The organism is Micromonospora sp. WMMD956, from assembly GCF_029626125.1.
In the GTDB taxonomy this organism is placed as follows: Bacteria; Actinomycetota; Actinomycetes; order Mycobacteriales; family Micromonosporaceae; genus Micromonospora; species Micromonospora carbonacea.
In genome coordinates this window covers 2,893,247-2,916,561 of the sequence record NZ_JARUBI010000005.1, presented here as the reverse complement: position 1 = coordinate 2,916,561, position 23,315 = coordinate 2,893,247, and the positions used below count along the sequence as shown (strand labels likewise).

Annotated in this window: 25 protein-coding genes and 1 tRNA gene; 20 read left to right on the top strand and 6 right to left on the bottom strand. The window is 73.3% G+C overall.

Translation table 11 applies throughout. From position 1 onward, the window contains the following. Positions 1-248: 248 nt before the first annotated feature. The 3 genes from O7628_RS13480 (at position 249) to O7628_RS13470 (ending at position 3,711) form a co-directional block, all read left to right on the top strand. Positions 249-1,559 (top strand): DUF4365 domain-containing protein, encoded by a 1,311-nt coding sequence (locus tag O7628_RS13480; protein WP_278130755.1) that lies wholly within the window; start codon positions 249-251, stop codon positions 1,557-1,559. Between the two features lie 1,338 nt (positions 1,560-2,897). After that, a tRNA-Lys gene (locus tag O7628_RS13475) sits at positions 2,898-2,987 on the top strand. A gap of 418 nt (positions 2,988-3,405) precedes the next feature. Beyond that, positions 3,406-3,711 (top strand): GNAT family N-acetyltransferase, encoded by a 306-nt coding sequence (locus O7628_RS13470; RefSeq protein WP_347405158.1) that lies wholly within the window; start codon positions 3,406-3,408, stop codon positions 3,709-3,711. A gap of 864 nt (positions 3,712-4,575) precedes the next feature. Here O7628_RS13470 and O7628_RS13465 read toward each other — a convergent pair. Then, the gene (locus O7628_RS13465; RefSeq protein WP_278130753.1) at positions 4,576-4,851 is read right to left on the bottom strand and encodes a helix-turn-helix domain-containing protein; all 276 of its coding nucleotides are present in this window, start codon (positions 4,849-4,851) and stop codon (positions 4,576-4,578) included. A gap of 168 nt (positions 4,852-5,019) precedes the next feature. Here O7628_RS13465 and O7628_RS13460 point away from each other — a divergent pair, with 168 nt between their 5' ends. Beyond that, complete coding sequence (locus O7628_RS13460; RefSeq protein ID WP_278130751.1) at positions 5,020-5,412, top strand: helix-turn-helix transcriptional regulator; 393 nt, start codon at positions 5,020-5,022, stop codon at positions 5,410-5,412. 308 nt (positions 5,413-5,720) lie between these two features. Then, positions 5,721-7,352 carry a serine/threonine-protein kinase gene (locus O7628_RS13455; protein ID WP_278130749.1) on the top strand — a complete coding sequence of 544 codons (1,632 nt, stop codon included), beginning with the start codon at positions 5,721-5,723 and terminating at the stop codon, positions 7,350-7,352. Between the two features lie 86 nt (positions 7,353-7,438). On the opposite strand, the gene O7628_RS13450 is transcribed toward O7628_RS13455, so the two are convergent. Next, positions 7,439-7,975 carry a hypothetical protein gene (locus tag O7628_RS13450; protein ID WP_278130747.1) on the bottom strand — a complete coding sequence of 179 codons (537 nt, stop codon included), beginning with the start codon at positions 7,973-7,975 and terminating at the stop codon, positions 7,439-7,441. Positions 7,976-8,190: 215 nt separating this feature from the next. On the opposite strand from O7628_RS13450, the gene O7628_RS13445 reads away from it, so the two are divergent. Next, positions 8,191-8,448 carry a hypothetical protein gene (locus O7628_RS13445; protein WP_278130745.1) on the top strand — a complete coding sequence of 86 codons (258 nt, stop codon included), beginning with the start codon at positions 8,191-8,193 and terminating at the stop codon, positions 8,446-8,448. A 79-nt stretch (positions 8,449-8,527) separates the two neighbouring features. Here O7628_RS13445 and O7628_RS13440 read toward each other — a convergent pair whose 3' ends face one another. Next, positions 8,528-9,445 carry an SAM-dependent methyltransferase gene (locus O7628_RS13440; protein ID WP_278130744.1) on the bottom strand — a complete coding sequence of 306 codons (918 nt, stop codon included), beginning with the start codon at positions 9,443-9,445 and terminating at the stop codon, positions 8,528-8,530. Between the two features lie 192 nt (positions 9,446-9,637). Here O7628_RS13440 and O7628_RS13435 point away from each other — a divergent pair, with 192 nt between their 5' ends. Next, entirely contained in the window at positions 9,638-10,129 is a 492-nt protein-coding gene (locus O7628_RS13435) for a hypothetical protein (RefSeq protein WP_074475547.1), read from the top strand. Between the two features lie 288 nt (positions 10,130-10,417). Further along, complete coding sequence (locus tag O7628_RS13430) at positions 10,418-11,029, top strand: phosphatase PAP2 family protein (protein ID WP_278130741.1); 612 nt, start codon at positions 10,418-10,420, stop codon at positions 11,027-11,029. Positions 11,030-11,173: 144 nt separating this feature from the next. On the opposite strand, the gene O7628_RS13425 is transcribed toward O7628_RS13430, so the two are convergent. Next, positions 11,174-11,884: an A24 family peptidase gene (locus tag O7628_RS13425; protein ID WP_278136303.1), complete on the bottom strand. Its 711-nt coding sequence runs from the start codon at positions 11,882-11,884 to the stop codon at positions 11,174-11,176. 644 nt (positions 11,885-12,528) lie between these two features. Here O7628_RS13425 and O7628_RS13420 point away from each other — a divergent pair. The 12 genes from O7628_RS13420 to O7628_RS13365 all read left to right on the top strand — a co-directional run bounded on the left by O7628_RS13420 (position 12,529) and on the right by O7628_RS13365 (position 21,985). Beyond that, a complete protein-coding gene (locus O7628_RS13420) occupies positions 12,529-13,095 on the top strand; it encodes a hypothetical protein (protein ID WP_074475549.1) in 567 nt (188 codons plus the stop codon). A gap of 98 nt (positions 13,096-13,193) precedes the next feature. Further along, the gene (locus tag O7628_RS13415) at positions 13,194-14,117 is read left to right on the top strand and encodes a hypothetical protein (protein WP_278136302.1); all 924 of its coding nucleotides are present in this window, start codon (positions 13,194-13,196) and stop codon (positions 14,115-14,117) included. After that, complete coding sequence (locus O7628_RS13410) at positions 14,114-14,773, top strand: SAF domain-containing protein (protein ID WP_278130738.1); 660 nt, start codon at positions 14,114-14,116, stop codon at positions 14,771-14,773. Before O7628_RS13415 ends, O7628_RS13410 begins: the two co-directional genes overlap by 4 nt. Before the next feature lie 2 nt (positions 14,774-14,775). After that, on the top strand, positions 14,776-15,576 hold the full coding sequence (locus O7628_RS13405; protein ID WP_043961256.1) for a hypothetical protein: 801 nt from the start codon (positions 14,776-14,778) through the stop codon (positions 15,574-15,576). Then, positions 15,566-17,146 (top strand): CpaF/VirB11 family protein, encoded by a 1,581-nt coding sequence (locus O7628_RS13400; RefSeq protein ID WP_278130736.1) that lies wholly within the window; start codon positions 15,566-15,568, stop codon positions 17,144-17,146. The genes O7628_RS13405 and O7628_RS13400 overlap by 11 nt, the downstream gene beginning before the upstream one ends. Beyond that, positions 17,143-18,048, top strand: a complete 906-nt coding sequence (locus O7628_RS13395; RefSeq protein WP_278130734.1) for a type II secretion system F family protein — start codon at positions 17,143-17,145, stop codon at positions 18,046-18,048. Before O7628_RS13400 ends, O7628_RS13395 begins: the two co-directional genes overlap by 4 nt. Further along, the gene (locus O7628_RS13390; RefSeq protein WP_278136301.1) at positions 18,048-18,911 is read left to right on the top strand and encodes a type II secretion system F family protein; all 864 of its coding nucleotides are present in this window, start codon (positions 18,048-18,050) and stop codon (positions 18,909-18,911) included. The genes O7628_RS13395 and O7628_RS13390 overlap by 1 nt, the downstream gene beginning before the upstream one ends. Before the next feature lie 28 nt (positions 18,912-18,939). Then, positions 18,940-19,149, top strand: coding sequence for a hypothetical protein (locus O7628_RS13385; RefSeq protein ID WP_278130732.1), 210 nt, complete (start codon positions 18,940-18,942; stop codon positions 19,147-19,149). A gap of 245 nt (positions 19,150-19,394) precedes the next feature. Further along, positions 19,395-19,745 carry a TadE family protein gene (locus O7628_RS13380; protein WP_278136300.1) on the top strand — a complete coding sequence of 117 codons (351 nt, stop codon included), beginning with the start codon at positions 19,395-19,397 and terminating at the stop codon, positions 19,743-19,745. Further along, positions 19,742-20,221: a TadE/TadG family type IV pilus assembly protein gene (locus O7628_RS13375; RefSeq protein ID WP_278136299.1), complete on the top strand. Its 480-nt coding sequence runs from the start codon at positions 19,742-19,744 to the stop codon at positions 20,219-20,221. The genes O7628_RS13380 and O7628_RS13375 overlap by 4 nt, the downstream gene beginning before the upstream one ends. 176 nt (positions 20,222-20,397) lie before the next feature. Next, on the top strand, positions 20,398-20,769 hold the full coding sequence (locus O7628_RS13370; RefSeq protein WP_246384636.1) for a hypothetical protein: 372 nt from the start codon (positions 20,398-20,400) through the stop codon (positions 20,767-20,769). Between the two features lie 16 nt (positions 20,770-20,785). Further along, positions 20,786-21,985 (top strand): LysM domain-containing protein, encoded by a 1,200-nt coding sequence (locus O7628_RS13365; RefSeq protein WP_278130731.1) that lies wholly within the window; start codon positions 20,786-20,788, stop codon positions 21,983-21,985. Between the two features lie 36 nt (positions 21,986-22,021). Here O7628_RS13365 and O7628_RS13360 read toward each other — a convergent pair whose 3' ends face one another. Both O7628_RS13360 and O7628_RS13355 read right to left on the bottom strand, forming a co-directional pair. Continuing rightward, positions 22,022-22,873, bottom strand: coding sequence for a Rieske 2Fe-2S domain-containing protein (locus tag O7628_RS13360; protein ID WP_278130730.1), 852 nt, complete (start codon positions 22,871-22,873; stop codon positions 22,022-22,024). Positions 22,874-22,967: 94 nt separating this feature from the next. Beyond that, on the bottom strand, positions 22,968-23,309 hold the full coding sequence (locus O7628_RS13355; RefSeq protein WP_278130728.1) for a hypothetical protein: 342 nt from the start codon (positions 23,307-23,309) through the stop codon (positions 22,968-22,970). Positions 23,310-23,315 lie beyond the last annotated feature (6 nt).

The window sequence follows — 23,315 nt, the reverse complement described above, 5'->3', positions numbered from 1 at the left end:
GAAAGGCCCCCACTCTCATCGCGGCATGTCCGGACGCCGTGCAGTCTGCGATGCCTGAGTCAGCGACGTTGGCATGCTACTGCGCCCCAAGGCAGTCGGTGCCGACCAGTCCCCGCGCGCCGTTACCGGTACCACCAGGTCTGGCTTTGTTTAGGGGCCTCGAGCAGCGGCGAGCGGCGCGGATCGCCACTGCGGCGGGGGCGACAGGGGATGTGATCATGGAACTATTCCGGTAGCATCCTGGCTTCGTGGCCTTGACGGACGATATGGAACGGCTGGGAGTGCACAGCGTTGGGCGGCTGGTGCACCGGGAACTACGCTGGAAGTTTCGTGAGCAACACGAGTCGGACTTCGGTATCGACGCCATGATCGAAATCGCCGAGGATGGCCGTCCGACGGGCCAGCTGATCGGGGTGCAAATCAAGAGCGGGAGGAGTTATTTCGGTACGTCCGCGTCGGATCAGGCCGGCTGGGTCTTCCGGGCACGCAAGCGGTTGCTGGACTACTGGCTCGATTACGCGTTGCCTGTTGTCGTAATTCTCTACGACCCGGGATCGCAGGCCGCATTCTGGCAGCACGTTACCGCTGACCGCGTGGAACTTACCGGTCCTGAGTTCCGGATAACGGTCCCGGCGGCGCATCGTCTAGACGGATCGGCTGCAACGCAACTACGTGCGATCTCGACCCGTCCGTCGAACACAGTCAAGTATCAGTTGCTCGTTAATCTGCGTGATACCCTCGGCGCCGACCATCCGGAGACTCTGGAGGCTGCGGACGATCTGGTAGACGCCCTAATCGACCTCGGTGCGATGCAAGCTGCCCGCGATATCGGCGAGGACACCTTTGGTCGCCGCCAACGAGTGTTCGGCACGGACCACCCGGACACGTTGGAATCGGCAAAAAAACTGGTGGCTGTGCTGGGTTACCTGCAAGACAACGAAGCCGCGCTTCTCCTTGCAGACGACACATTTGCGCGCACCCGTCGATTGCTCGGCGAGGATGACTACCGCACCTTAGACATTGCCAAAGAATTCACCAGAATCCTATACCTGTCAGGCGCCGAGCAACGGGCCAGAGCCCTCGGCGAGGACACCCTTTCCCGGTGCCGCCGGGTCTTCGGAGAGGAAGATTTCCAAACGGCACAATTCGAGGAGCAGATGGCAATAGTGCTGGCCGGGATGGGCGATGACAATGCAGCCCAGGCGACGCTACTGCACCGGCTCGATGCTGTGCGCCACCGACTAGGAGCCAATCACACGCACACTCTGGTCCAAGCGCACAACATGGTCCTTACGCTGGATAGCCATGGCTACACCGAGGTTGCACGGGACTTAGCACAGGATACGCTTTCGCGTCGTCGCCGAGTGCTCGGAGAGGACGACTTCCGGACGCTGCGGACAGCCGGTTTCTTGATCAGTGTCTTATACCGGTTGGGCGACCATGAGGCAGCACGCAAGCTCGGCGAGGACACTGTCAGTCGTAGACGTCGCTCATTGGGGCCTGACCACCCGGAAACCACCTTTCTTGTTGACTTCCTATCTGCCTTGTCGGAATACTAAAGGCCGACCATGTAACGCACGGCGTGCTCACTGCTACACGCCCAATTGGTCCTCTCGACCCGAGTACTCCAGCCGCAGCTGGTGGATTCATTCGGTGTCTTCGCTGGTAGTGGGCCCGTTTGGCGCTGTATGGGTGCCGGCGTCGCCATCGTGACCATCGAGTATGCGATCGAAGGGTGGGGTGGTGGTGATCAGGTGTGCCAGGAGACGGCGGACCTCGCCGAGACTGAGGGGACGAGCTGTTCGGCGGGGCGGTACGGGTCGGGAACGACGGTGGCTTCCACCACCAGGCCGCCCGGGACTGCGCGGAGATCCTGATCATCGGCGGCGAGGACGCAGCTTCGGCGGATTCACTGGCTTTCCTCCGGTCTGGTCTTCTCGTCATGGTTGGTAGCGCGGGACCGGTGAGATTGAAGCACCGCGCACCGCTCGCTGGGGTCAGCCGCGCGAGATAGAAGAGGCTGTCGGGTACATGTCGCTCAGCTCCTCGTTTTCGGCCGCGCGATGCTTCAGCCGGGGTGGCATGGTGCTCCTTCGCGGTCGTTCGGTTGGCCTCGTTCATGCGACGGCCCGTTGACCCAGTTCAGGTAGTCCTCGTCGGAGGCGTTCCGGTACGGCTCGAACACGGTGCCGCCGGCACGGGCCGACCTGCGTGTGCTGGCCCGCCAGCAACTCGTGCGGTGCCGGTGGAGCGCCCAGTTTCCGCACCCGACCGATCAGGCCACGACCCGGGTCGTCGAGTCCGGTGAGCGGCCGGTTGAGGACGTCGGCGACAGCTCCCGGGGGGCCAGCCTCGTCGGAGCGCGGCGGCGATGCTGCGGGTGAGCTCCCGGGCGTCGGGAATCGTCAGGTTCCCCCGGACCCGGTCGACGAGCCCGGCCGCCGCAGTGTGGGCCTCGCCGTCCGGCGTCGCGCTGTCCTCCGCCGCCTCCGGGGGGGGGTGGAGGTTAGAGGTTCAGGTAGGGGTACTGGTGGTTGCGTTCCACCGTCGGAACTACCAGCGCTGTCCGTAGCTCCAACGGTGGGAACCACCAGGGTTCGCCAGGCGGTAGACGGTCAACCGGCTGCTCGCTTCCTGCGCCACGACCAGCCAGCCCGCCTCAACGAGCGACGTCGCCGAATCCGTTGCCATGGTGGTGACGACGCCGAGCTGCGGTTCGAATTAGTCTCGTAGCTCACGGCAGGCCGCCCAGAGGGCGGCGACGAGGCGCTGGCGCCACGATTGCGGGGTGGGCATGGACTGATACGTCGCCCCGGACAGACGATCACCCTAGGAGCACCCGGAGTCCATGTCGGACGGTCGTGCTGATTGAAGATTGCGAGTATATGCTGGTCATGGGGTTGCAAAATTGCCTACTGCTGATGAATAGACGGCCGCGCTGAGGACTTTTAATCCTTAGGTTCTGGGTTCGAGTCCCAGGCGGCCCACCGTTCAACTGGCAAGTCAGCCCGACATCACTTCATGTCGCCGCCCTTTGCGCGAGTATTGTCGGGCGCTGGCCTTGGCTTGCGAGCACCCGCGAGCATCCCGTTCGGTGATGGCAGCATGGGCGCGTCGCGTCGCCGCCGGCCTGGGCGAGGGCCTGAGTACGGTGGCCGACCCTTCACCACATCCGACCAGGTGTTTGTCGCAGTAGTCCAGCCCGTACGACCCGGCCCTTGCGACTAGGATCGACGCAGGGGATGGCCTGGTCGGGGGCAGGCGAAGCCAGTCCGTCGCTGGCCCTCTCCGGCCCACACGCCGACACCGCACATCGCCAGGCGCGACAGTTGGAAGGACGCCGGCACCACCATCCAACGCGGGCGGCTGTCGGCGGAAGATGACCCGCAGACGTTCGCCGCATTCGTGATCGAAGACGCCGAACACGGCATCGTCAGCAACGCCGCCGGCCTCTGCGACCGCCACGCGCCAGGTCCCGGCAATCCAGGCGGCCTGCGCGGTCACATCTTCAACATCAGCACCCTGCCCCACGCCCGCGGACGCGGCCACGCCCGAGACTGCCTGACCTCCCTCCTCCACTGGTTCGCCGACCACACCACGGTCAGCGTGGTCGACCTCAACACCACCCCGGGCGGCGAACGCCTCTACCGCACCCTCGGATTCGCCCCACCACGCCACCCCGCCCTGCAACTGCGCCGCGACCAGATGTAGGGCTGCCTACGTACCGGAACCTTGAATCCCGATTCGGGATCGATCGTGGTCAGGCGGACGGCAGCACACCGCGTGCGCATCGCCCGGGCCCGACCACCGCCACCTTCGGTCGTGGGCAATGTCACACTACTTTGCATGCTGCAAATTGCAGTCAGCTAGAAGCTCCCCGCTGCATTTCATCAAGCGTGTCCGCTACACGCAATTCGGGCGGTTTTGTGGTGGTGGAACGCAGAGTCCGGCCCAAATGTCAACGTACAGGCCGTGTGGCAATACGGTGAGGCAATAGTCACGGTGACCGGCCGCTCCCGGGACCGCGCCCGCGTTTCCGCCACCGTGTCCGTCACTCCCGCCCCTGCTGAGCGTTGAGTCGAACGCGAGGGGAGTGCGTGGACTCCTTCGGGTCACCGGTGTCCGAAGAAGAAATGGTGCCTGACGGCCCCGACGAAACAATCCCCGCTCGGCCCGGGAGGCAGCCAGCACCCCGGGACGACACGGTCCGGGCAGTGGAGGCGCTGGCCGCCGTATCCGAGCTTGCAGCAGTAGTGCTGGAGGCCCGGGGCAACGGTGGCCCTGCTGACGCAGCCAGGGCCACCGCCCATCTGCTACGCCTGATCGCCGCACTCGCAAAGCTCAACGATCAGGGGTAGCCGTTCCTGGTGCGGGGCCGGCGCATGCCGGTCCCGCACCATTCTCAGCATCCAACGAGGACGGTGCAATAACGACGCGGCACTCTTGCAAGTACGCACTGAAGTGCGGAAACTTCCGACTGGGCACAAGATAGTCGCCCACCGATCGCACATCGTGCAGTGCCGCCTCCGACCAGACCGGTCGGGGGCGGCACTGCACTGCGGGTCGGGACGGCGGTCAGCCGTGAGGGGCATCCGGGCGGCGCGCCGGATCGGCGCCCTCGCCGGCACGGGGTGACTCACCGCGCCCCCCTTCCGCGATTGTGATGGTGTGGGCCTCGATGTAGGCGCGGAGACTCCGGAGCGGAATGCGGACGCTGCCATTCGGCCCGTCGCTCTTGATCGCTTCCAGCGCTCCGGCCCCGATGTAGCGCCCGACGCTCCACCGGGAGACCCGGAGGATGTCCGCGACCTCTTGGACGGTCAGGAAACGGTCCGCGTCCAGCTCCGCCATCGGAGACCACCTTGCATCGAATAGCAGCGCATCCGTGCGTTACGCGATGCTACCCGACGCACACTCCCGCCACAAAACGCCACGAGGCAGGAGGCGCGATGCGGCGCTGAACTGGGCTGCCCTCGCCGGGGCTATGTCCGGATCATGCACTCGTGCTACAACATGCACGTGACTCAGGGGCCCGAAAGGGGCGTAGCGTACGACTTCTGGTGGCGCGTGCGCACCGAGCAGGGCGCACGCGGTTGGACGGACGAGGAGCTACGCGCCCGGACCGGCGTCGCCCGCACGACGGTCGACCGCCTCCAGGCCGGCAGGCGACCGCCCACCGCCCGCGTCGTCAACGCCCTCGCGGAGGCCCTCGACATCGACCTCACCGAGGCGCACCGGCTCGCCGGCCGCACGCCGGCCCCGCCGGCCGCCTCTACCGACGAGGACGGCGGGCCCCGGGTGAGCGCCCGCGAGGCGGTCCGGCGCGACCCGGCCTTCACCGACCAGCAGCGCAGGACGCTGCTGGACCTGCTCGACATCTTCGAGCAGGCCAACCGCGGCCGCCGGGCCTGAGCACGGGCGCGGCCGAAGACGCCCCGGCCAGGCCGCCCGCTGGTCCGCCGTACACCGGCCGCGGCGCCGGGCACGGCGGACGCACCGGGACGCGGCGGACGCACCGGGCGGCCGGGGCGCGGCGGGCGGGACGGCGCCTGCCGGCCGCTCCCACGTCGCCCCAGCCCTGCGGCCCGCCTGCCGCCGGACGGCATCGACGGGGCTGGGTGGGGCGGCAGCTAGGCTTCGGGTGGCGTCCGAGCGGCCTGAGGAGAACGGGTGGTTGGCAAGATGGTTCGCGCAGTGGTCGCGGCCTGCGGGCATCCGGCGTGAACGACGGGCTGCGGCCCGGCGACCCGGCCCGGCTCGGTGGGTACGAGCTGCTCGGCCGGCTCGGCGACGGCGGCATGGGCAGCGTCTTCCTCGCCCGTTCGCCGCAGGGGCGGCGGGTGGCGGTCAAGGTCGTCCGCCCGGAGCTCTCGCACGACGACGAGTTCCGGGCCCGGTTCCGCAGCGAGGTGAACCGGGCCCGGCAGGTCCCGCCGTTCTGCACCGCCGAGGTCCTGGACGCCGACCCGGACCACGACCCGCCGTACCTGGTGGTGGAGTACGTCGAGGGCCCCAGCCTGGCCCAGTTGCTCCGGGAGGACGGGCCGCTGGGCGCGGCGCGACTGCACAGCATCGCGGTCGGGGTGGCCACGGCGCTCACCGCGATCCACGGCGCCGGGGTGATCCACCGCGACCTGAAGCCGGCGAACGTCCTGGTCGCGCCGGGCGGGATCCGGGTCATCGACTTCGGCATCGCCCGCGCGTTCGAGGCGACCAGCCAGCACACCCGGACCAACCAGCTGGTCGGGACGGTGTCGTACATGGCCCCGGAGCGGTTGGACACCTCGTCCGGCCAGCCGGCCGGCCCGGCCGCCGACATCTTCGCCTGGGGCGCCCTGGTCGCCCACGCGGCCACCGGCCGCAACCCGTTCGGGGGCGACTCCGCCACCTCCATCGCGATGCGGATCCTCACCCAGCCTCCGGACCTGGCGGGCCTCGACGGGCCGCTGCGGGAGCTGGTCTCCCGGGCGCTGGAGAAGGACCCCGCCGCCCGGCCCACCGCCCGGGAACTGCTCGACGGGTTGCTGACCGCGGCGGGCCAGGGGGGCGGGGCGGGCGTCCGGAGCGCGCCGCCCACGGCCGCCCCGGGCGTGGCGTCGGCGGCGGGCGCGCCCCACGCGGCCGGCGGCGACCGGGGCGAGGGGTCCGCGCCGTCGGGGGCGGGCACGACCGGCCGCACGGGCTCGACGCGGCGTCGGTGGCTCACCGGGCTGGGCGTGACCGCGGCGGTGAGCGCGGTGCTGGTGCCCGCCTTCCTGTTCGGCCCGCGCCTGCTGGGCCCGTTCGAGCCGGGCCCCAACGGGTCGACCTCGGTCGGCGGGCCGGCGACGACCGGCCCGGCCTCCACCACGCCGGCACCCGCCTCGGGCACGCCGAGCGGGTCGCCGTCGTCCGCCGAGGCCGACCGCACCCGGGCCATGCTGGCCGGGCAGCGACGCATCCTGCTGCACGTCGTGGAGATCGACCGTGACCTCTCGCTGCCGTACGACGGCAAGGTCCACGTCGGGGACGGCACCGGCCGGGACGCCCTCTTCGTGCTCGAACCGGTCGGCGTCGACTACCTGATCCGGTCGCTGAACCCGGACATCGCGCACCAGCCGTGCCTCGGCGTCAAGATCGACTCGGCGGGGTACGCGTCCCTGGTGGGCACCGACTGCCAGCCGACCGACGCCACCCTGTTCGGGATCTCCCGCGAAGGCAAGGACGACAAGGGACGCACCTCCTACGCCATCGTCAGCGAGAAGTACGGGGTGGTGCAGTGGAGCCCCAGCCAGAAGAAGATCTACGTGGAGGTCCTCGGCGACGCCCCGGTCGGCACGACGTTCAGCATGGTCGACCGAGGCGCGGCCTGACCAGGGGACACGACCCGACCAGGGACAGCCTCGACCAGGCGACGCGACCGGCTCAGGCAGGTGGCTGGCTCAGGCAGGTGGCCGGCTCAGCCCGCGTTCGCGGGGCCGAAGAGGGGATCCGGCGCGCCGGCGGTGATCGGCTCGACGTGGTGCTCCGGCGGCGGGAGCTGCCTCGCCGGCTGGCGGGAGTGCAGGCGTATGCCCGCCTCCGCGCGCCGTGCAGTGACGGTGAGGGTGACCATCCGCACCGGCTCCGGCGGTGCGGCGAAGCCACGGGAACCCCAGCGCACCCAGATGGGCACCCGCCCGGCGGCGGCTTCGGCGCGCAGCTTCTCGACCGTGCGACGCCGGTCGGTGTGGTCGACCTCGATCACCACCGGCGGCGCGGCCGGCCGGGCACAGGCGACGTCCACGACCGACCGTTGCCCGGACATCGGCGGCGGCAGCGGCATGACGCTGGCCGCCCGGCGGTAGACCCGCCACCCCTGCGCCGCGCCCCAGTCGGCGATCGTGTCGACGAGCAGCTCGGTCACCCGCTCGGTGGTGAGGTCGACGAAGGTGAGGGCGGCGAGCCGGTCGGACAGGGCCCCGGCCAGGCGTGCTCCGTCGTCTGGGTCGCTCATGGCACCTGGTCCGCCGCTGCCCCGCCGTGGCCCGCGGCGGCGCCCCGCCCGGTCACAGCCCGTCCGGTCACAGCCCGTCCGGTCACGGCCCGCCCGGTCACGGCTCGTCCGTCGTCGGCATGGTCGCACGATAGCCACCGCCGCCACACCTTCGCCATTGATCGACAGACGACTATCATCTACGCATCCAGCTCGTTCGATCGAGAGGTGCCTCAGTGAAGAAGCTCGTGCGGAACGCCGTGGTGGCCACCCTGCTGACGGTCGCCGGCACCACGGCGGTCGTGGCCAGCCCCGCCCACGCCCTCCCGTACCCCAAGGACAACGAGAGCATCACCATCACCTACTACTCCGACGCCAGCAAGACCGTGCAGGTCGGGATGGTCGTCTACGGCAACTGTCTCGACGACTTCCAGTACGGCATCCGCACCGCCTACTCGACCATCAACCACACCGTCTGCCCCGGCGACCTGTAGGGGACCGGGGTGGGGCCCGACGACCCGCCGGGCCCCACCCTCCTCCGGAGGGGGCAGCCCTGCGGCCCGGCCGGGCGGCTCAGCGGCGGAGGCCCACCCCACCGAAGCCGTGCGACACCCCCGCCCGCGGCTCGCCGTCCGGACGCCAGTCGGCAAGCCAGGACAGGCCCGGCTCCACCAGCTCGTACCCGTCGAAGAAGCGCAGGATGTCGGCGCGGGTGCGGGGCACCAGCGGCGCGGTGCTCTGCTGGTAGACGGCGCGGCCCTGCTGGGCGGGCACCGGCGGCGCGCCGTCGAGGGTCAGGTGGGACAGCAGGAGCTGACTGCCGGGGGCGGTGGCGTCGCGCAGCCGGGCGACGGCCGCGTAGGGATCCTCCGCGTCGGGCACGAAGTGGAGCACCGCCACCAGCAGGACCGCGACCGGCCGGGTGAAGTCGATCGACGCCGTCACGTCGGGGTGGGCCAGCAGCTCGTCGGGCCGCCGCAGGTCACCCTCGACGACGACCGTGCGGGCCGCATCCCCGAGCAACCGCCGGGCGTACGCGACGGCGACCTCGTCGTAGTCGACGTAGACGACCCGGGAGTCGGGGGCCACCGCCTGCACCACCTCGTGCACGTTGCCCTGGGTGGGCAGCCCCGCGCCGATGTCGAGGAACTGCCGCACGCCCCGCTCCGCGGCGTACCGCACGGCGCGGCGCAGGAACGCCCGGTTGGTCTGGGCGGCGACCCCGGTGTCGGGGAAGATCTCCAGGACCTGACGGGCGGCGGCCCGGTCGACGGCGAAGTTGTGGCAGCCGCCGAGATAGTAGTCGTACATCCGGGCGACGTTCGGCCTGCTCTCGACGCCCGCGGCGGAGGGGGCCGCGGGCGGTGGGGTCGCCGACGCGGAGTTCGCCGGCGCGGAGTTCGTCGGCCCGGGGCTCGCCGGCGCGGGGCCCGTCGGCCCGCGGCCCGTCGGCCCGCGGCTCGTCGCGGTCGGTGCCGGCTCGCTGGTCACGGTGTCCTCCACGGGAGCGGTCCGGGCCTGCCGCGTGGCGACCCGCAATGAGCGCGCCCTGAATGTCTAGCACCCCGCGCGGCTGCCCACGGCCCCGCCGTGTCGTTGATCCGGTTGTGTCCGTCGACCACCCGGGCGACGGTGGGCTGCGGACGTCGGCCGGGCCGACGCCGCAAGGTCGAGGAGGTCGCCATGACCCGCCAGCGGGAGACCGTCGAGGTCGATCCGGTCCTGTTCCGCGCTGTGTACGACTCACCGGCCTCGCTGCCCGGCCGGCACCGCTGGGTCACCCCCGAACACGACGTGCGCCGGATCGAGAAGCTGCTCGGCATGCCCGCGCGCAGCATCGGCGCGCCGCTGTGGGTCAGCGGCGACGAGCCGGACTGCCCGAAGTGCGGCCGGCGGATGACCTGGCTGGACATCGTCTCGTCGGCCCTGCACGGGGTGCACGACCCCGCGATGATCGCCCGAGTGATCCTCGGCGACCGCCGGTACGTCAACACCGAGGTCCCGGACGCGATCCCCGGGGTGCACTGCGTCGACTGCCGGACCCCGATCGACGGGCTGCGCAGCTTCAAGTGCCACAACTGGGCGTACGCCTTCGAGGCGCTGGAGGACGTCGTCGAGCGGATGTCCGGCGTGGTGCAGCAGCCCGTCCCCGGCCCGGCCGCACCCCCGGCGTAAGCGTCCCCGCCCCCGGCGTAAGCGGGCTCGCCTCAGGTGTAAGGAGGGGACCCTTCTCTACCGTATGCGTTAACAAGGGGCCCCTCCTTACCGCCCGGCGGGGCGGCGGCCGGGTGGGGACGGCGGCTCCGGGCCCGGGGTCGGGAAGCTCCCACCGCCGAGGGTCCGCCAGGGGAACGTTGCCCCGGCCAGCCGCAGCTCGGCGGCAGATCCGGCGCTGCGGTGACCCGGTCAGTTTCCTCGCACAGGGCCCGGTAAACGGCAGGTGAACTTTTGGTAGGCTGAGTCATGATCAACGCTGGTTTGTCACCTGTTCCACCCTTCAGCGATGGTCTGTACCGTGAGGTCGTCCGCTTCGCCGACGGCACGCCCGAGCCGGTCCAGTGGTTCGCCGCGCACTTCACCGAGTGGTCGATCGTCCTGCTCGGGCTGCTCCTCGTCGCGGCCGCCCTGCCCAAGCTGGGCGCCGGGCCGCGCAACCTGGCCCTCGCCGTGGCCGCGCCGGTCACCGTGGTCCTCGCGTACGGCGGCAGCGAGCTGCTCAAGACCGTCGTGGACCAGGACCGCCCCTGCCGCGTCCCGACCGATCTGTTGATCATCGCCGAACGGTGTCCGCCCGTGGGCGACTGGTCCTTCCCGAGCAACCACTCGACGATCGCCGGGGCGCTGGCGGCCGCGATCGTCCTGCTCCACCCCCGGCTCGGCTGGTACGCGGTCCCGCTGGCCGCGCTCGCCGCGTTCTCCCGCGTCTTCGTCGGGGTGCACTACCCGCACGACGTGCTCGCCGGCCTGCTGCTCGGCGCGCTCGTCACCGGCGTCGGCGCACCGCTGCTGGCCCGGCCGGCGGCCGAACTCCTGCGCCGCCTGGCCCGCCCGGTGAAAGGAGGGGCCCCCTGTTAACGCACACGGTAGAGAAGGGTCCCCTTCTCACGACCGGAGCGAGCGCGACGACAGGGCGGCGCGGCAGCGGGCACGGCAGGGCGGCCGGCAGCGGGCGCGGCAGGGCGGCGCGGCGGGCAGCAGGCGTAGCCCGGGGCGGGTCGGTCAGCGGGCCAGCAGCAGGGCGGCGACCGCGCCGAGAACGAGGAACGGGCCGAACGGCAGGTGGCTGGACCAGCGGACCCGGCGGGCCAGCAGCAGCGCCAGGCTGGTCAGCGCGGACAGCGTGAACGTCACCAGCAGGCCGAGGACGAGCACGGGCCAGCCGTGCCAGCCGAGCAGCGCGCCCACCCCGAGCGCCAGCTTGGCGTCGCCGAGGCCGAAGCCGCGCCGCCCCAGCAGCAGGGTGGTGGCGGCGAAGGCCAGCGCCAGCCCGGCCCCGGCGAGCGCGGCGCGCAGCCAGGGGGCGACCCCCGCCGAGGTCGCGGCAGCCACGCCGTAGAGGGCCAGGACTCCGGCGGCGGCCGGCCAGGTGAGCCGGTCGGGCAGCCGGTGCACGGCCACGTCGATTGCGACCAGGGGCACCGCGAAGCAGAGCCACCAGGCGAGGGCCGCCCGTTCGACCGGCGCGCCGGGCACCGCCACGAGCACCGCCAGGGCCGCCAGGGCGGCGAGTTCGACCGTCCCGGGCGGTGCGCCGACCCGGGCCCGGCAGCCGCCGCACCGCGCCGCCGGGCCGAGCGCGGGCCAGGGCCGGTCGAGGCCGAGCGGCGTGCCGCAGCGCGGGCAGGCCGTCCGGTCCGGTTCCCCCGATGGTACGGCGTACCGGGCGACCGCGAGGCGGAGCAGCGGCGTGCCGGCCAGGGTGGCCGTCAGGCGTACGCGGGAGAGCCGGCCCGGCGCGCGGGCCGGGAGCGGCGGTCGCCGCAGCCGTTCCCCGGTCACGCCCGGCTCCACGACCGGGACACCCCGGGACGGGGCGACACGGTGAGTAACTCTCGGCTTGCCGACGTGTAGCGGATGGTGCGGAATCCGACGGTCGCCCGCCCCACCGGGTCGGCGTCCAGCTGGGACACCCAACTGGCGGCGTTCCCCCGTCGGCCGGGGGGCAATTCGGGCCTACCCACCTGGAGCGGGCCGCCATTCGCGCCGAACGGACCAACCGCCGTCGGCACCTCGACACTGTGACGGCGGCCACCGTACAGCAACGGGGCGCGACACAGGACATCGACTCCCGCCATCCGCGATCACCGCCGCTCGTCACTCAGAGTATTCGAACAGATTGCCTCTGTTGCAATGCCGGACGCCAGCTTATGCTCGCCCCTTGAGTACGGCGCAACCCCAGCATGAGGCGTCGGAGGCCACAGAAGACATCGGTGCACGGCTCTTGGAAGATCAGCACAGGTAAATACGGCGGTGGACAGAAAGGCCCGGATGAGTCGATCCGGGGCGCACTGCCGCATGCCCCGGAGACGGTCGGTGCACCCCCCGACCCGGGTCGCCAGCGAGGAGGCACGGCGTTGCGAACACGGCGCCCCGGCCGATGGATGATCTTACTGGTCACGGCCCTGACCGCCGCACCGGTGGCCGCCTGCGGCGCGAAGCCGGAAGCCGCCGCGCGGCCCCACGCGACGGCAGGGCCGAGCGCCACCGCGACCCATTCCGCGGCGGAGGAACGGGCGGCCCGCGAGGCGGCGCTCGCCGCCTATTCCGGATATCTCGCGGCATCACGGGCGGCGAGCCGACGCAGCGATCCACGCCACCCCGAACTGGCCAAATTCCTGGCCGACCCGTTGTTGACCAGGGTCCGACTGGCAATTCGCGAAGCTAAGGAGCACGGTGCCGTGCGTACCGGAACTTTCGTTTCCGACCCCACCGTCACCTCGGTGAGCCTGGACTCCGTCCCCGCCACCGTGGAGATCCAGGACTGCCTGGACACCACCGGCTACCGGCTGGTCGACGCCAAGACCAAACGGGTGGTGCCCGGCTCGGGCGGCGGTCGGCACCTGGCCACCGCGACGGCCACCCGGTACCACGGCCGGTGGTTGATCAACTACGGTGCCGGCCACGAGGACCAGCCGTGCTGACCCGGTGGGCCCACCGCGTGGCTGACTCCGCCGCCCGCCCGGCACGACCGCCCGCCGCCCGCCCCGGCCTGCCCTCCGCACCCCGCCCCGGGCGGCTGCTGGCCACGCCCCACCCCGCACGGCTGCTGGCCGCGATCGGCGTGGTCCTCGCGCTCGCCGTCGCGGCGGCCCCGCCGACCGCCACCGTCGCGGCGGCCCGCGAGGGCGGCGTCGAGTGCCCCATCGGCCAGAACGACTGCGACGTCTGGGACGACGACCCGGGCACCCCCGGCAACCCCGGCGGCGGGGACCCCGGCGACGGCGACGGATCGAGCGGCGGCAGCGGCACGTGCCAGTGGAACGGCAGGGTCATCGCCTGTTACGACGACGTCCTCGGCTGGTTCAACAACGGCGACGGCTGCTACTACAAGCTGTCGCAGCCGCAGCCGGAGGGCACGCCCGAGGGCAAGCAGTGGTACACGGCCACCTGCAACGGTGGCGACCTCGGCACCCAGCACGAGGTTCTGCTGGACGCGCCACCGCCCGGCTACGGCACCCCGCCCGACCCGGAGGAGCTGGCCCGCCGGGCGCTCGCCTCGATCTCGCTGCTGCCGCCCCGGGCGACCGTCGCGCCCCGCAAGAGCATCGGCCCCGGGCTGGTCGGCCTGCCGGTGTGGATGTGGGCGAGCCCCGGCAAGGCCTACTTCGGCACCCTGGAGGCCTCGGCCTCCGACCGGGGCCTCACGGTGAGCATCACCGCGAAGGTCGACGACATCGTGTGGGACATGGGCAACGGCGACAAGGTCACCTGCCACGGCCCCGGCACCCCGTACGACCCGCAGGGCCCGAAGGCCGGCGGCCCCTCGCCGGACTGCGGCTACGACGGCGGCTACCCGAAGGCCGGCACGTACCGGATCTTCGCCACGACCCACTGGACCGTCGACTGGACGGCCACCAACGGCGTGCGCGGCGAGATCCCGCAGACCCGCACCAGCGGCACCGTCCAGATCCAGATCGACGAACTTCAGGTGGTGACGCGGTGAGTCTCGCTACGCGCAACGCAGCCGGGCAGCCGGTGGACGCTCCCGTCGCACCGCCCCGGGTGGTCCGGCAGCGGCGCGTCCGGCCCGGCCTGCTCGGCCTCGCCGTGCTGCTGATCGCCCTCGGCGGCCTCGGCGCGGCGTTCGCGGTGACCTCCGTGCGGGCCACCGGCAGCTACCTGGCGGTCGCCCGCGCCGTCGAGGTGGGCCGCACGCTGGGCGTGGACGACCTGGTCACCGTGCAGGTGGCCGGCGGCCAGGGGCTGCGGCCGGTGCCGGCCGCCCAGCTCGACGACGTGGTCGGCATGCGGGCGGCCGTCGCACTCACCCCGGGCACCCTGCTGACCCTCGGCCAGCTCACCGACGACCCGCTGCTCGGCCCCGGCCAGCAGCAGCTCGCGCTCGACCTCGCCCCGGGCCGCGTGCCGGCGAAACGGCTGCACCCCGGCGACCGGGTGCTGCTGGTCAGCACCCCGGACCGCAGCTCCGGCGGGCAGTCCGCCTCCAGCACCCGGTTCGAGGCGACCGTCATCGACACGGCCACCCCGAGCACCAGCAGCGTCGTGGTCTACGTCGCGCTCACCGCCCGCGACGTGCCCGCCGTGGTGGCGCTCGCCGCCCAGAGCCGGATCGCGGTCGTGCTGACCCGGGCGGCCTGAGCATGGCGATCATCGCGCTGGTCTCGGCCAAGGGCTCGCCGGGCGTCACCGCGTCCGCGCTCGCCTGCGCCCTGACCTGGCACCGGCGGCTGATCCTCGCCGAGTGCGACCCGGCCGGCGGCTCGATCCTCGCCGGCTATCTCGGCGGCGCGCTGGACGGGCCCCGGGGCATCGGCGAGCTGGCCGTCGGGGAGCTGCGCGACGGCAGCCTGGAGACGGCGTTCTGGTCGCAACTGGTCGACCTGGACGCCCCGCGCCGGGAGCGGCTGCTGCTGCCCGGCGTCGTCGACCCGGCCCAGGCCGGCAGCGTCGCCCCGCTCTGGCAGCGGTTCACCGACTTCTTCCTCGACCTGGAGCGCGGCGACCCCCCGTACGACGTGCTCGTCGACTGCGGTCGGCTCCAGGTCGCCGGCCCGCCGTGGCCGATCCTGCGCGCCGCCGCCGTGGTCCTCCTGGTCACCCGGGCGCGGCTGCCCGACCTCTCCGCCACGCAGGCCATGGTGCGGGCGATCGAACGGGACTTCACCGAGCACCGGGTCCCGCCGGGCACGCTGCGGCTGCTGCCGGTCGGCGACGGCCACGGCCGGGGCGAGATCAGCAAGGCGCTGCGGCTGCCGGTGATCGCGCGGCTGCCGGACGACCCGCGTACCGCGGAGGTGTTGACCCTCGGCGGGACCCTGCGGGCCGGACGGCCGTTGATGCGCGCGGCCGGCGCCCTGGAGGTGCCGGTCCGGGCGCTGCTGGACCGCCGCCGGGCGCGGCTGGCCTGGCCCGTCACCCAGGGGGTGCCGGGTGCGGTTTGAGCCGGTGTCGCACGACCCCCGGGTGGCGCGGCAGCCCGCCGCGACCTCCATCGCGCCGCCGCTCGCCCCCGCGCCGGCCGGCGGCCCGCCGACCCTCCCGCCGGGCGGCCATCCGCAGCCTGCGCCGCCGGCGGGGGCCGCGCCGGCACCGCCCGTCGCGCCGGCACCGCCCCGGCCCCGGGTCGACTTCGCGGTGGTACGCGAGCTGCGCCGCGAGCTCAGCGAGCGGCTCACCCTGTGGCAGCGCGGTCGGGAGTTCGACGCCGACGCCGAGGACGTCGAGCGGGCCCAGCTCGCCGTCGCGGTGGTCGCGGAATACGCCGATGCGGTCCGCCGGGCCGGCACCCCGATGGCCGCCGGCGAGGAGCGGCTGCTGCTCGACCAGGTGACCGCCGAGCTGGTCGGCCTGGGGCGGCTCCAGACGCTGCTGGTCGACGGCAGCATCGAGGAGGTGCACATCCTCGGCTGCGACCAGGTGCGCATCACCCGGCACGGCGGCGGGGTCGACTGGGCCGACCCGATCGCCGACAGCGACGACGAGCTGGTGGAGATCCTCCAGGCGGCGGCCCGCCGGGCCGGGGCGACCGAGCGGTCGCTGTCCACCTCGAAGCCGACCCTGGACCTCCAGTTGCCCGACGGCAGCCGGCTCGCCGCGGTGTTCCTGGTCAGCCACCGCCCGTACGCGGTGATCCGCAAGCACAACACCCTCGAGGTGAGCCTCGACGACATCGCCGGCGGCCGGGGCGACCTGGACGAGATGATCGACCCGCTGTTGCGCGACTTCCTGCGGGCGTCCATGCGGGCCGGGCTGAACATCATGGTCGCCGGCCTGGCCGGGGCCGGCAAGACCACCGTCATCCGGGCGCTGATGGACGAGATCCCGGCCGACGAGCCGTACGTGCTGCTGGAGGAGAGCCGGGAGCTGCTGCCCACCCGCCGGGGGCACAAGCACCGGGCGGTGATGAGCTTCGAGGCCCGCGAGGGGCACGGCGAACGCGGGCTGGACGGCCGCCCGGCCGGCGAGGTGAGCATCGCCGACCTGATCCCCGTCTCGCTGCGGATGGGCGTGCTGCGGATCATCGTCGGCGAGGTGCGGTCCCGGGAGATCGTGCCGATGCTCCAGGCCATGACCACCAGCCGGGGGTCGATGTGCACCATCCACGCCCGGTCGCCGGGCGGGGTGGGCGAGCGGATCGTCGAGCTGGCGCTCTCCCACGGCCGGGAGATGACCGTCGACCAGGCCCGCCGGATGGCCGGCAACGCCCTCGACCTGATCGTCTACGTCACCGTCGAGGACGAGACCGCGATCGGCGGGCGCAAGCACCGCTTCGTCTCCCACGTCGAGGAGGTCATCGGCGTCGGCGAGGGCAGCCGGATCACCACCACCACGGTCTTCGGTCCGGGCCCGGACGGCCGGGCGGTCCCCCGGCACCTGCCGGAACGCGTCCGCGACCAGTTGCTGCGGGTGGGCTACGACGCCCGGCTGCTGGGCCGGTGGATCGACGCCGGCACGGGCGCGTGGCGGCGACCCCGGCACACCCGGCTCGGTGCGCGGGTGGTGGCCCGGTGACCGCCGACATCGAGCTGATCGCGGTGGTCTCCGGCGCGGCGTGCGTGGCCGGCCTGGTGCTCGCCGTCGTGGCGCTGGTCGGCACCACCCGACCGGCCGGTCCGGCCCCCGGCGCGGGGTCCGGCGGTGGGCTGAGCCGGCTCTGGCTGGGCTCCGGCACGCCCCGGCAGCGGCGCAACCACCAGCTCCTGCTCGGCGGGGCGGTGCTGGCCGGCGCCCTGGCGTTCCTGCTCACCGGGCTGCCGGTGGTCGGCCTGCTGGTCGCCGTGGCGGTGCCCGGCGCGCCGTGGCTGTTCACCGTCGGCCGGGCCGAGCAGCGGGCCATCGCCCGGATCGAGGCCGTGGGCGAGTGGACCCGCCGGCTCAAGGACGTCTCGTCGACCGGTCAGGGCCTCCAGCAGGCCATCCTCGGCACGCTGGCCACCGCTCCGGCGGAGATCCAGGAGGAGGTACGCCTGCTCGCCGCCCGCCTCCAGGCCGGCTGGCTGGCGAAGTCGGCGCTGCTCGCGTTCGCCGACGAGATCGGCGACCCGGTGTGCGACCAGGTCGTCGCGGCGCTGATCCTGCACCTGTCCGACCGGGGCGAGCGGCTCGGCGACGTGCTCGGCTCGATCGCGGGTGCCGCCGCCGCCGAGGTCGCCACCCGGCGGGAGATCGAGGCCAAGCGCACCCAGCCGCGCTTCGCGGTGCGCTTCCTCACCGGGATGACCCTGCTGACCGTCGCGTACGGGCTGGTCAACACCGACTACGTCCGCCCGTACGGGACGCCGGTCGGGCAGGTCGTGATGTTCGTGCTCGGCGCGGCGTTCGTCGGGCTGCTGGCCTGGGTGCGGTCGATGAGCCAGCCGCCCCGGCCGGCGCGTTTCCTGCCCGCCCCCGACCCGGCGGAGGCGATCGGATGATCCTCAACTGGCATCTCACCCTGGCCGTCGTCGGCGGGGCGGCGGTGGGCCTCGGGCTGTTCCTGGTGGTCCGGGAGGCCCTGCCGGCCGCACCGGCGCTCGGCCCCGCCCTGCGCCGGCTGCACCAGCCGCCGGGCACCGGCCGGGCCGCCACGGGGCGCGGGCCCGACTGGATCGGCGGGTTCGCCCGCTGGCTGCGCCCGCCGCACCGGCAGCTCGCCCTGCTCGACCGCACCCCCGAGCAGTACGCCCTGTCCCTGCTGCTCTCCGCCCTGGTGGGGCTGGTCACCCCGACCTTCCTCGGCGCGGTGCTCTTCCTCGGCGGCGTGTCCGTGCCGCTGGCCGTGCCGCTGCTGGGCAGCCTCGGCATGGCGTTCGTCGCCGCCCTGATCGCGCACCGCAGCGTGCTGACCCGCGCGGACGCCGCCCGGGACGAGTTCCGCCAGGCGGTCTGCACCTACCTGGACCTGGTGGCGTTGCAGCTCTCGGCCGCGCACGGCCCGGTGCAGGCGCTGGAGCGGGCCGCGGCGGTCTGCGACGGCTGGGTGTTCGACCGGATCCGGGAGTCGCTGCGGATCGCCCAGATGCAGATGCACTCGCCGTGGGACGAGCTGCGCGAGCTGGCCGACCGGATCGGCATCCCGGAGCTGGGCGACGTCGGGGCGATCATGCGCTCGTCGGGCAGCGAGGGCGCGCAGGTGCACGAGACGCTGCGCAGCCGGGCCGACTCCCTGCGCGACCAGATCCGCACCGACAACCTGGCCCGCGCCGAGGGCGTCACCAGCCGGCTGGACATTCCGGGCTCCCTGCTGGTCTTCGTGCTGCTCGGCTTCGCCGTCTATCCGTTCCTCGCCCGGTTGTGAAACCCCTCCCCCTCCGAAGGAGCACGCCATGCACCTCATCGCCTACCTGCACGTTGCGCTCACCACACGGCTGGCCGAACTGCGCCGCGACGGCGAGCGGGGCGACAGTCCTGTCCCGACCGCAGTGATCATCTTTGGGCTGGTCGCCGTGGCGATCGCCGTCACCGGCTTCGCCCTGGCCAAGGCCAACGACTGGATGAGCAACATCCCCGACCACCAGGCCCCGACGGCACCGTAATGACCCACCGCACCGCCTTCGTGGACCGGAGCCGGTCGGCACCCGCCGACCGGCCCGCCGGCCTGCGTCGCCACGGGCCACCCCGGCCAGGGGCCGGTCCCGACCGGCGGGCGCCGCGGCGGCGGCTCGCCGGCGGCGTACGGCTCGGCCGGGCGGCCCGGCGGCAGCTCACCAGCGGTCTACGGCTCGGCCGGGCGGTCCGGCGGCGGCTCGCCGGCGGCGGGGCGGACCGGGGGGCAAACCCGGTGGAGCTGGCGGTGGTGATGCCGGCGATCCTCGTGCTGCTGTTCGCCTCGATCCAGGTCGCCGCCTGGTTCGTCGCCCGCGCCACCGCGCTCAACGCCGCGCAGAGCGCGGTCAACGCCCAGCGCCTGTACGAGGCCCCCGCCGGGGCCGGCGAGGCGCGGGCAGTCGACTTCCTCACCGCCGCCGGGGACTGGCTGGTCGGCTGGGACCAGCCGGGGCCCGCCTGCGTCACCGGCGTCGCCGAGGTGACCTGCACGGTCAGCGGGGACTCGTTGTCGGTCATTCCCGGCGTCAGCTTCCCGGTGCGCCAGACCGCGCACGGCACGATCGAACGGTGGACGACCGGATGAGCCGCCGCCGTCGCCCCGCAGCCGAGCACGGCTCGGTCGCCATCGAGGTGGCCGTCCTCGCCCCCGCGTTCATCGGGCTGATGGTGCTGGCCGGCGTCGCCGGGCGTACCGCGATCGCGCAGGAGGCCGTCCAGTCGGCGGCGCACGACGCCGCCCGCGCCGCGTCCATCTCCCGGGACGCCGAGACCGCCCGCGAGCAGGCCCTGGCCGCCGCGCAGAGCCAACTCGACTGGCAGCGGGCCAACTGCGCCGGCCAGCCCTCGCTCACCCTGCGCGGCTCGGTGGGCGGCTCGCCGACCAGCTTCGCCGAGGCGTTCGACAGTGGCCCCGGCACGACGGCCGCCGTGACGGTGCAGGTCACCTGCACCGTCTCCTTCACCGACATCGACCTGGCGTTGCTGCCCGACATGGCGGCCAGCCGGACGATCTCGGCCAGCTTCACCTCCCCGCTGGACCGCTACCGGAGCCGGTCGTGACCGCCCGCGTCCCCGGTGCGGCCGCGCACCCCGACCCAGCCGAAGACCGGGGCGAGGGTGCGAGCTCCACCCGCGCCACCGGCGGGGGCGGGGGTGCGGGCTCCGCCCGCGTCGACGGGGCGGGGCGTCGGTGGCGCGGCGACGACGGCCGGGTCAGCCTGTTCCTGGCGGCGGCGATGATCGGCGTCCTCGCGATCATCGGCCTGGCCTTCGACGGCGCCGGCCAGCTCCGCTCCCGGCAGCTGGCCGACAACCTGGCCGCCGAGGCGGCCCGCACCGGCGGCCAGTCCATCGACCGGGCGAAGGCCATCCAGGGTGGCCGCAAGGAGATCGACGAGGCGGCGGCCAGGGCGGCGGTGACGAGTTACCTCGCCGCGGCCGGCGCCACCGACCACAGCGTCGAGTTCCCCGTCGTCGACGGGGAGAAGCTCATCCGCGTCCAGGTCACCGTCACCTACGACCGCTACCTGCTCGGCTTCTTCGGCTTCGGCGCCGACGTCACCGTCTCCGGCGAGGCCACCGCACGCGCCCTCACCGAGGGCCCCTAGGAAGGGAAGGCACGCCATGGCCGCACCGGGTCGCTCCGCCGCACGGCGGGTCGGGCAGGTACTCACCGGGTTCGGCGCGCTGGTCGTGCTGATCGCCGTGCTGGTCGGGGGGCCGGTGGCGCTGATCGCGTTCGCCGGGAACCCGCTGCCCGACCACCTGCCCAGCCTCGCCGAGGTCGGCACCACGCTGACCAGCCGCGACGACGGCCAGCTCTTCCTGCGGGCGCTGGCCCTGGTCGGCTGGTTCGGCTGGATCACCTTCGCCTTCTCCGTGCTCGTGGAGCTGGGCGCGCAGACGCTGCGCCGGCCGGCGCCCCGGCTGCCCGGCATGAGCCGGCAGCAGCGCGCCGCGGCGGCGTTGGTCGGCTCGGTGGCCCTGATCATCGCGGCGAGCCCGGCCGCCGCCAGCGCGGCCACCGTGCTGTCCGGCCCGTACCCCGCCGCCGCACCCGCCGCCGTCGTCGCCGGGGCGCCGGCGGCCCGCCCGGTCGCCGCGCTGCCGGTGGTCGACGCCCGGGCCGCGACGCCGCCGGCCGCCGCGGCGGCCGGGCTCCGGCAGGAGGCGGAGCCGGCGGTGTACCGGGTGGCGAAGGGCGACTACCTGGGCGAGGTCGCCGAGCGCTACCTCGACGACTTCGACCGCTACCGGGACGTGGCGAAGCTCAACCGGCTGGGCGACCCGGACCGCATCCGCCCCGGGCAGCTGATCACGCTGCCCGACGGCGTCCACGACGCCGGGGCCCGCCGGCACGCCACCGGGAAGCTGGTGGTCCGGCCCACGACGCCCACCCCCGGCGGTACTGTCACCCCCCGGCCGCCGTCGGCCCCCGGCACCCCGCCCGCCGCCGACGCGCCGGGTGCGGCGCAGCCCTCGCCCATCCCGCCCTCGCCCACCTCGCCACGGGCCACCCGCCCCGCCCCCGGCCCCTCCACCGCCCAGCCGCCCGCCGGTTCGTCGTCGGACGGCTCGTCGCACGGCACCCAGCAGGTCGCCCAGCCGCCCTCCGGCCCGCAGCCGGCGATGGCCGCCGGAGCGTCCCGGGCGGGCGCGGGCGACCAGGTGAACCGGCCGCTCGCCGTCTCGGCGGTGCTCGCCGTCGCCAGCATCGTCGGGGCGCAGATCGGGGCGGTTCTCGGCCTGCGCCGCCGGCCGGCGGTCGTCCGGGCCACCAACAGCGCGCGGGCCCTCGTCACCGGACGGCACCGCCGGGACTGACCCCAGCCGGCGCGCGGGGCGCGGCGGGGCCCGGGCTCAGGGCAGCCGGGCCTCCAGGACCCCGTCGACCACCCGGGTCGGCAGGATCTGCTGGTCGTTACCGGACGGCCCGTGCATGACCTCGCCACCGTTGAGCCGGAACGCGCTTCCGTGCCACGGGCAGACGACGCAGGCGTGCCCGTCGATCTCGGTGACGTCGCCCTCGCCGAGCGGGCCGCTCTGGTGCGGGCAGCGCTCCAGCATCACCGTGACCTCGTCGCCGTGCCGGTAGAGGATCACCGAGACGTCGTCGACCTCGCGGGTGACCAGCTTCCGTTGCGGCAGGTTGGCCATGTCCGCCAGCGGGTGCCAGCCCTCGCCGATCCGGTGCAGCTCGGAGATGCTCTGGTTGACCTGCGCCCCCTGCTTGTACGCGAGGTGCCCGCCGAGGTACGCCCCCGCGCTCGCCGCGCCCAGCCCGAGGTACGCCAGCGCCCGCCCCGTGCCGTGCCGCCCGCGCAGCCGGGCCGCCAGCGAACCCGCGTACAGGGTGAGGCCGACCGCGTTGGCGGCGGCGTGCACCAGTCCGACGCGGCGCTGCTCCCGGGAGAGGGCCGCCCAGTCGTTGAGGCCGGCGATCGCCGCGGGGAGGGCGCTGACGGTGCCCAGCCCGACCAGGGCGGTGGCCGCCCGGCGTTGGCCGGGCATCAGGTCGAGCACGGCCGCGCTGATCCAGGAGCCGACCGGCACCTGCACCAGTGCCGGGTGCAGCGGATGACCGATGAAGACGCCGTGCAGCAGGTCACGCACCCGCTGCGGGCGCAGGGTGGCCTGGACGACGCGTTGCAGCCGGTCACCGGTCCGGTCCAGCGTCGAGGCCTGTTCGAGTTTCGTCAAGAGTGCCCGCATTCCGTCCGACTTCCCGGCAGAAGCGGTCGCAAACCGGGCAGCCGCAGCGGGTCTCCAACGTACGCGGGTCCGCGCGTACGCCGGACGGGGCCGGCTACAGCCAGGGGCCACTGCGGCAGATGAACTGGGTGGTCCCGCTGTACTGGGTGGCGCTGCCGTCGAAGTAGCTGTAGCTGGCCCGTACGGGGTGGCCGAGGTTGCTGGCCGGGCAGGTGGCGAAGAGGGTCGACCCGGCGGTCGTGAAGGTGCCGACGCTGCCGGAGTACCAGGTGACGGTCCACGTCGTCGTGCCGGTGCTGCTGGCGTCGCAGTAGAACTGCGACGCGCCGGACTCGCAGAAGGGTGCCGGGGCGGCGGCGAGGGCCGGGGTGGCGGCGGCGGCCAGACCCAGGGTGGCGAGGACGGATGCGGCCAGGACCTTGACGGTGGTACGCATGGAACT

What these genes read in the sequence shown, in the direction of transcription:
- O7628_RS13465 (WP_278130753.1), bottom strand. Translation starts at nt 4,851, where the DNA reads ATGGCGGAGCTGGACGCGGACCGTTTCCTGACCGTCCAAGAGGTCGCG.
- O7628_RS13450 (WP_278130747.1), bottom strand. Translation starts at nt 7,975, where the DNA reads ATGAGCGACCCAGACGACGGAGCACGCCTGGCCGGGGCCCTGTCCGAC.
- O7628_RS13435 (WP_074475547.1), top strand. Translation starts at nt 9,638, where the DNA reads ATGACCCGCCAGCGGGAGACCGTCGAGGTCGATCCGGTCCTGTTCCGC.
- O7628_RS13430 (WP_278130741.1), top strand. Translation starts at nt 10,418, where the DNA reads ATGATCAACGCTGGTTTGTCACCTGTTCCACCCTTCAGCGATGGTCTG.
- O7628_RS13405 (WP_043961256.1), top strand. Translation starts at nt 14,776, where the DNA reads ATGGCGATCATCGCGCTGGTCTCGGCCAAGGGCTCGCCGGGCGTCACC.
- O7628_RS13385 (WP_278130732.1), top strand. Translation starts at nt 18,940, where the DNA reads ATGCACCTCATCGCCTACCTGCACGTTGCGCTCACCACACGGCTGGCC.
- O7628_RS13375 (WP_278136299.1), top strand. Translation starts at nt 19,742, where the DNA reads ATGAGCCGCCGCCGTCGCCCCGCAGCCGAGCACGGCTCGGTCGCCATC.
- O7628_RS13370 (WP_246384636.1), top strand. Translation starts at nt 20,398, where the DNA reads ATGATCGGCGTCCTCGCGATCATCGGCCTGGCCTTCGACGGCGCCGGC.
- O7628_RS13365 (WP_278130731.1), top strand. Translation starts at nt 20,786, where the DNA reads ATGGCCGCACCGGGTCGCTCCGCCGCACGGCGGGTCGGGCAGGTACTC.
- O7628_RS13360 (WP_278130730.1), bottom strand. Translation starts at nt 22,873, where the DNA reads ATGCGGGCACTCTTGACGAAACTCGAACAGGCCTCGACGCTGGACCGG.
- O7628_RS13355 (WP_278130728.1), bottom strand. Translation starts at nt 23,309, where the DNA reads ATGCGTACCACCGTCAAGGTCCTGGCCGCATCCGTCCTCGCCACCCTG.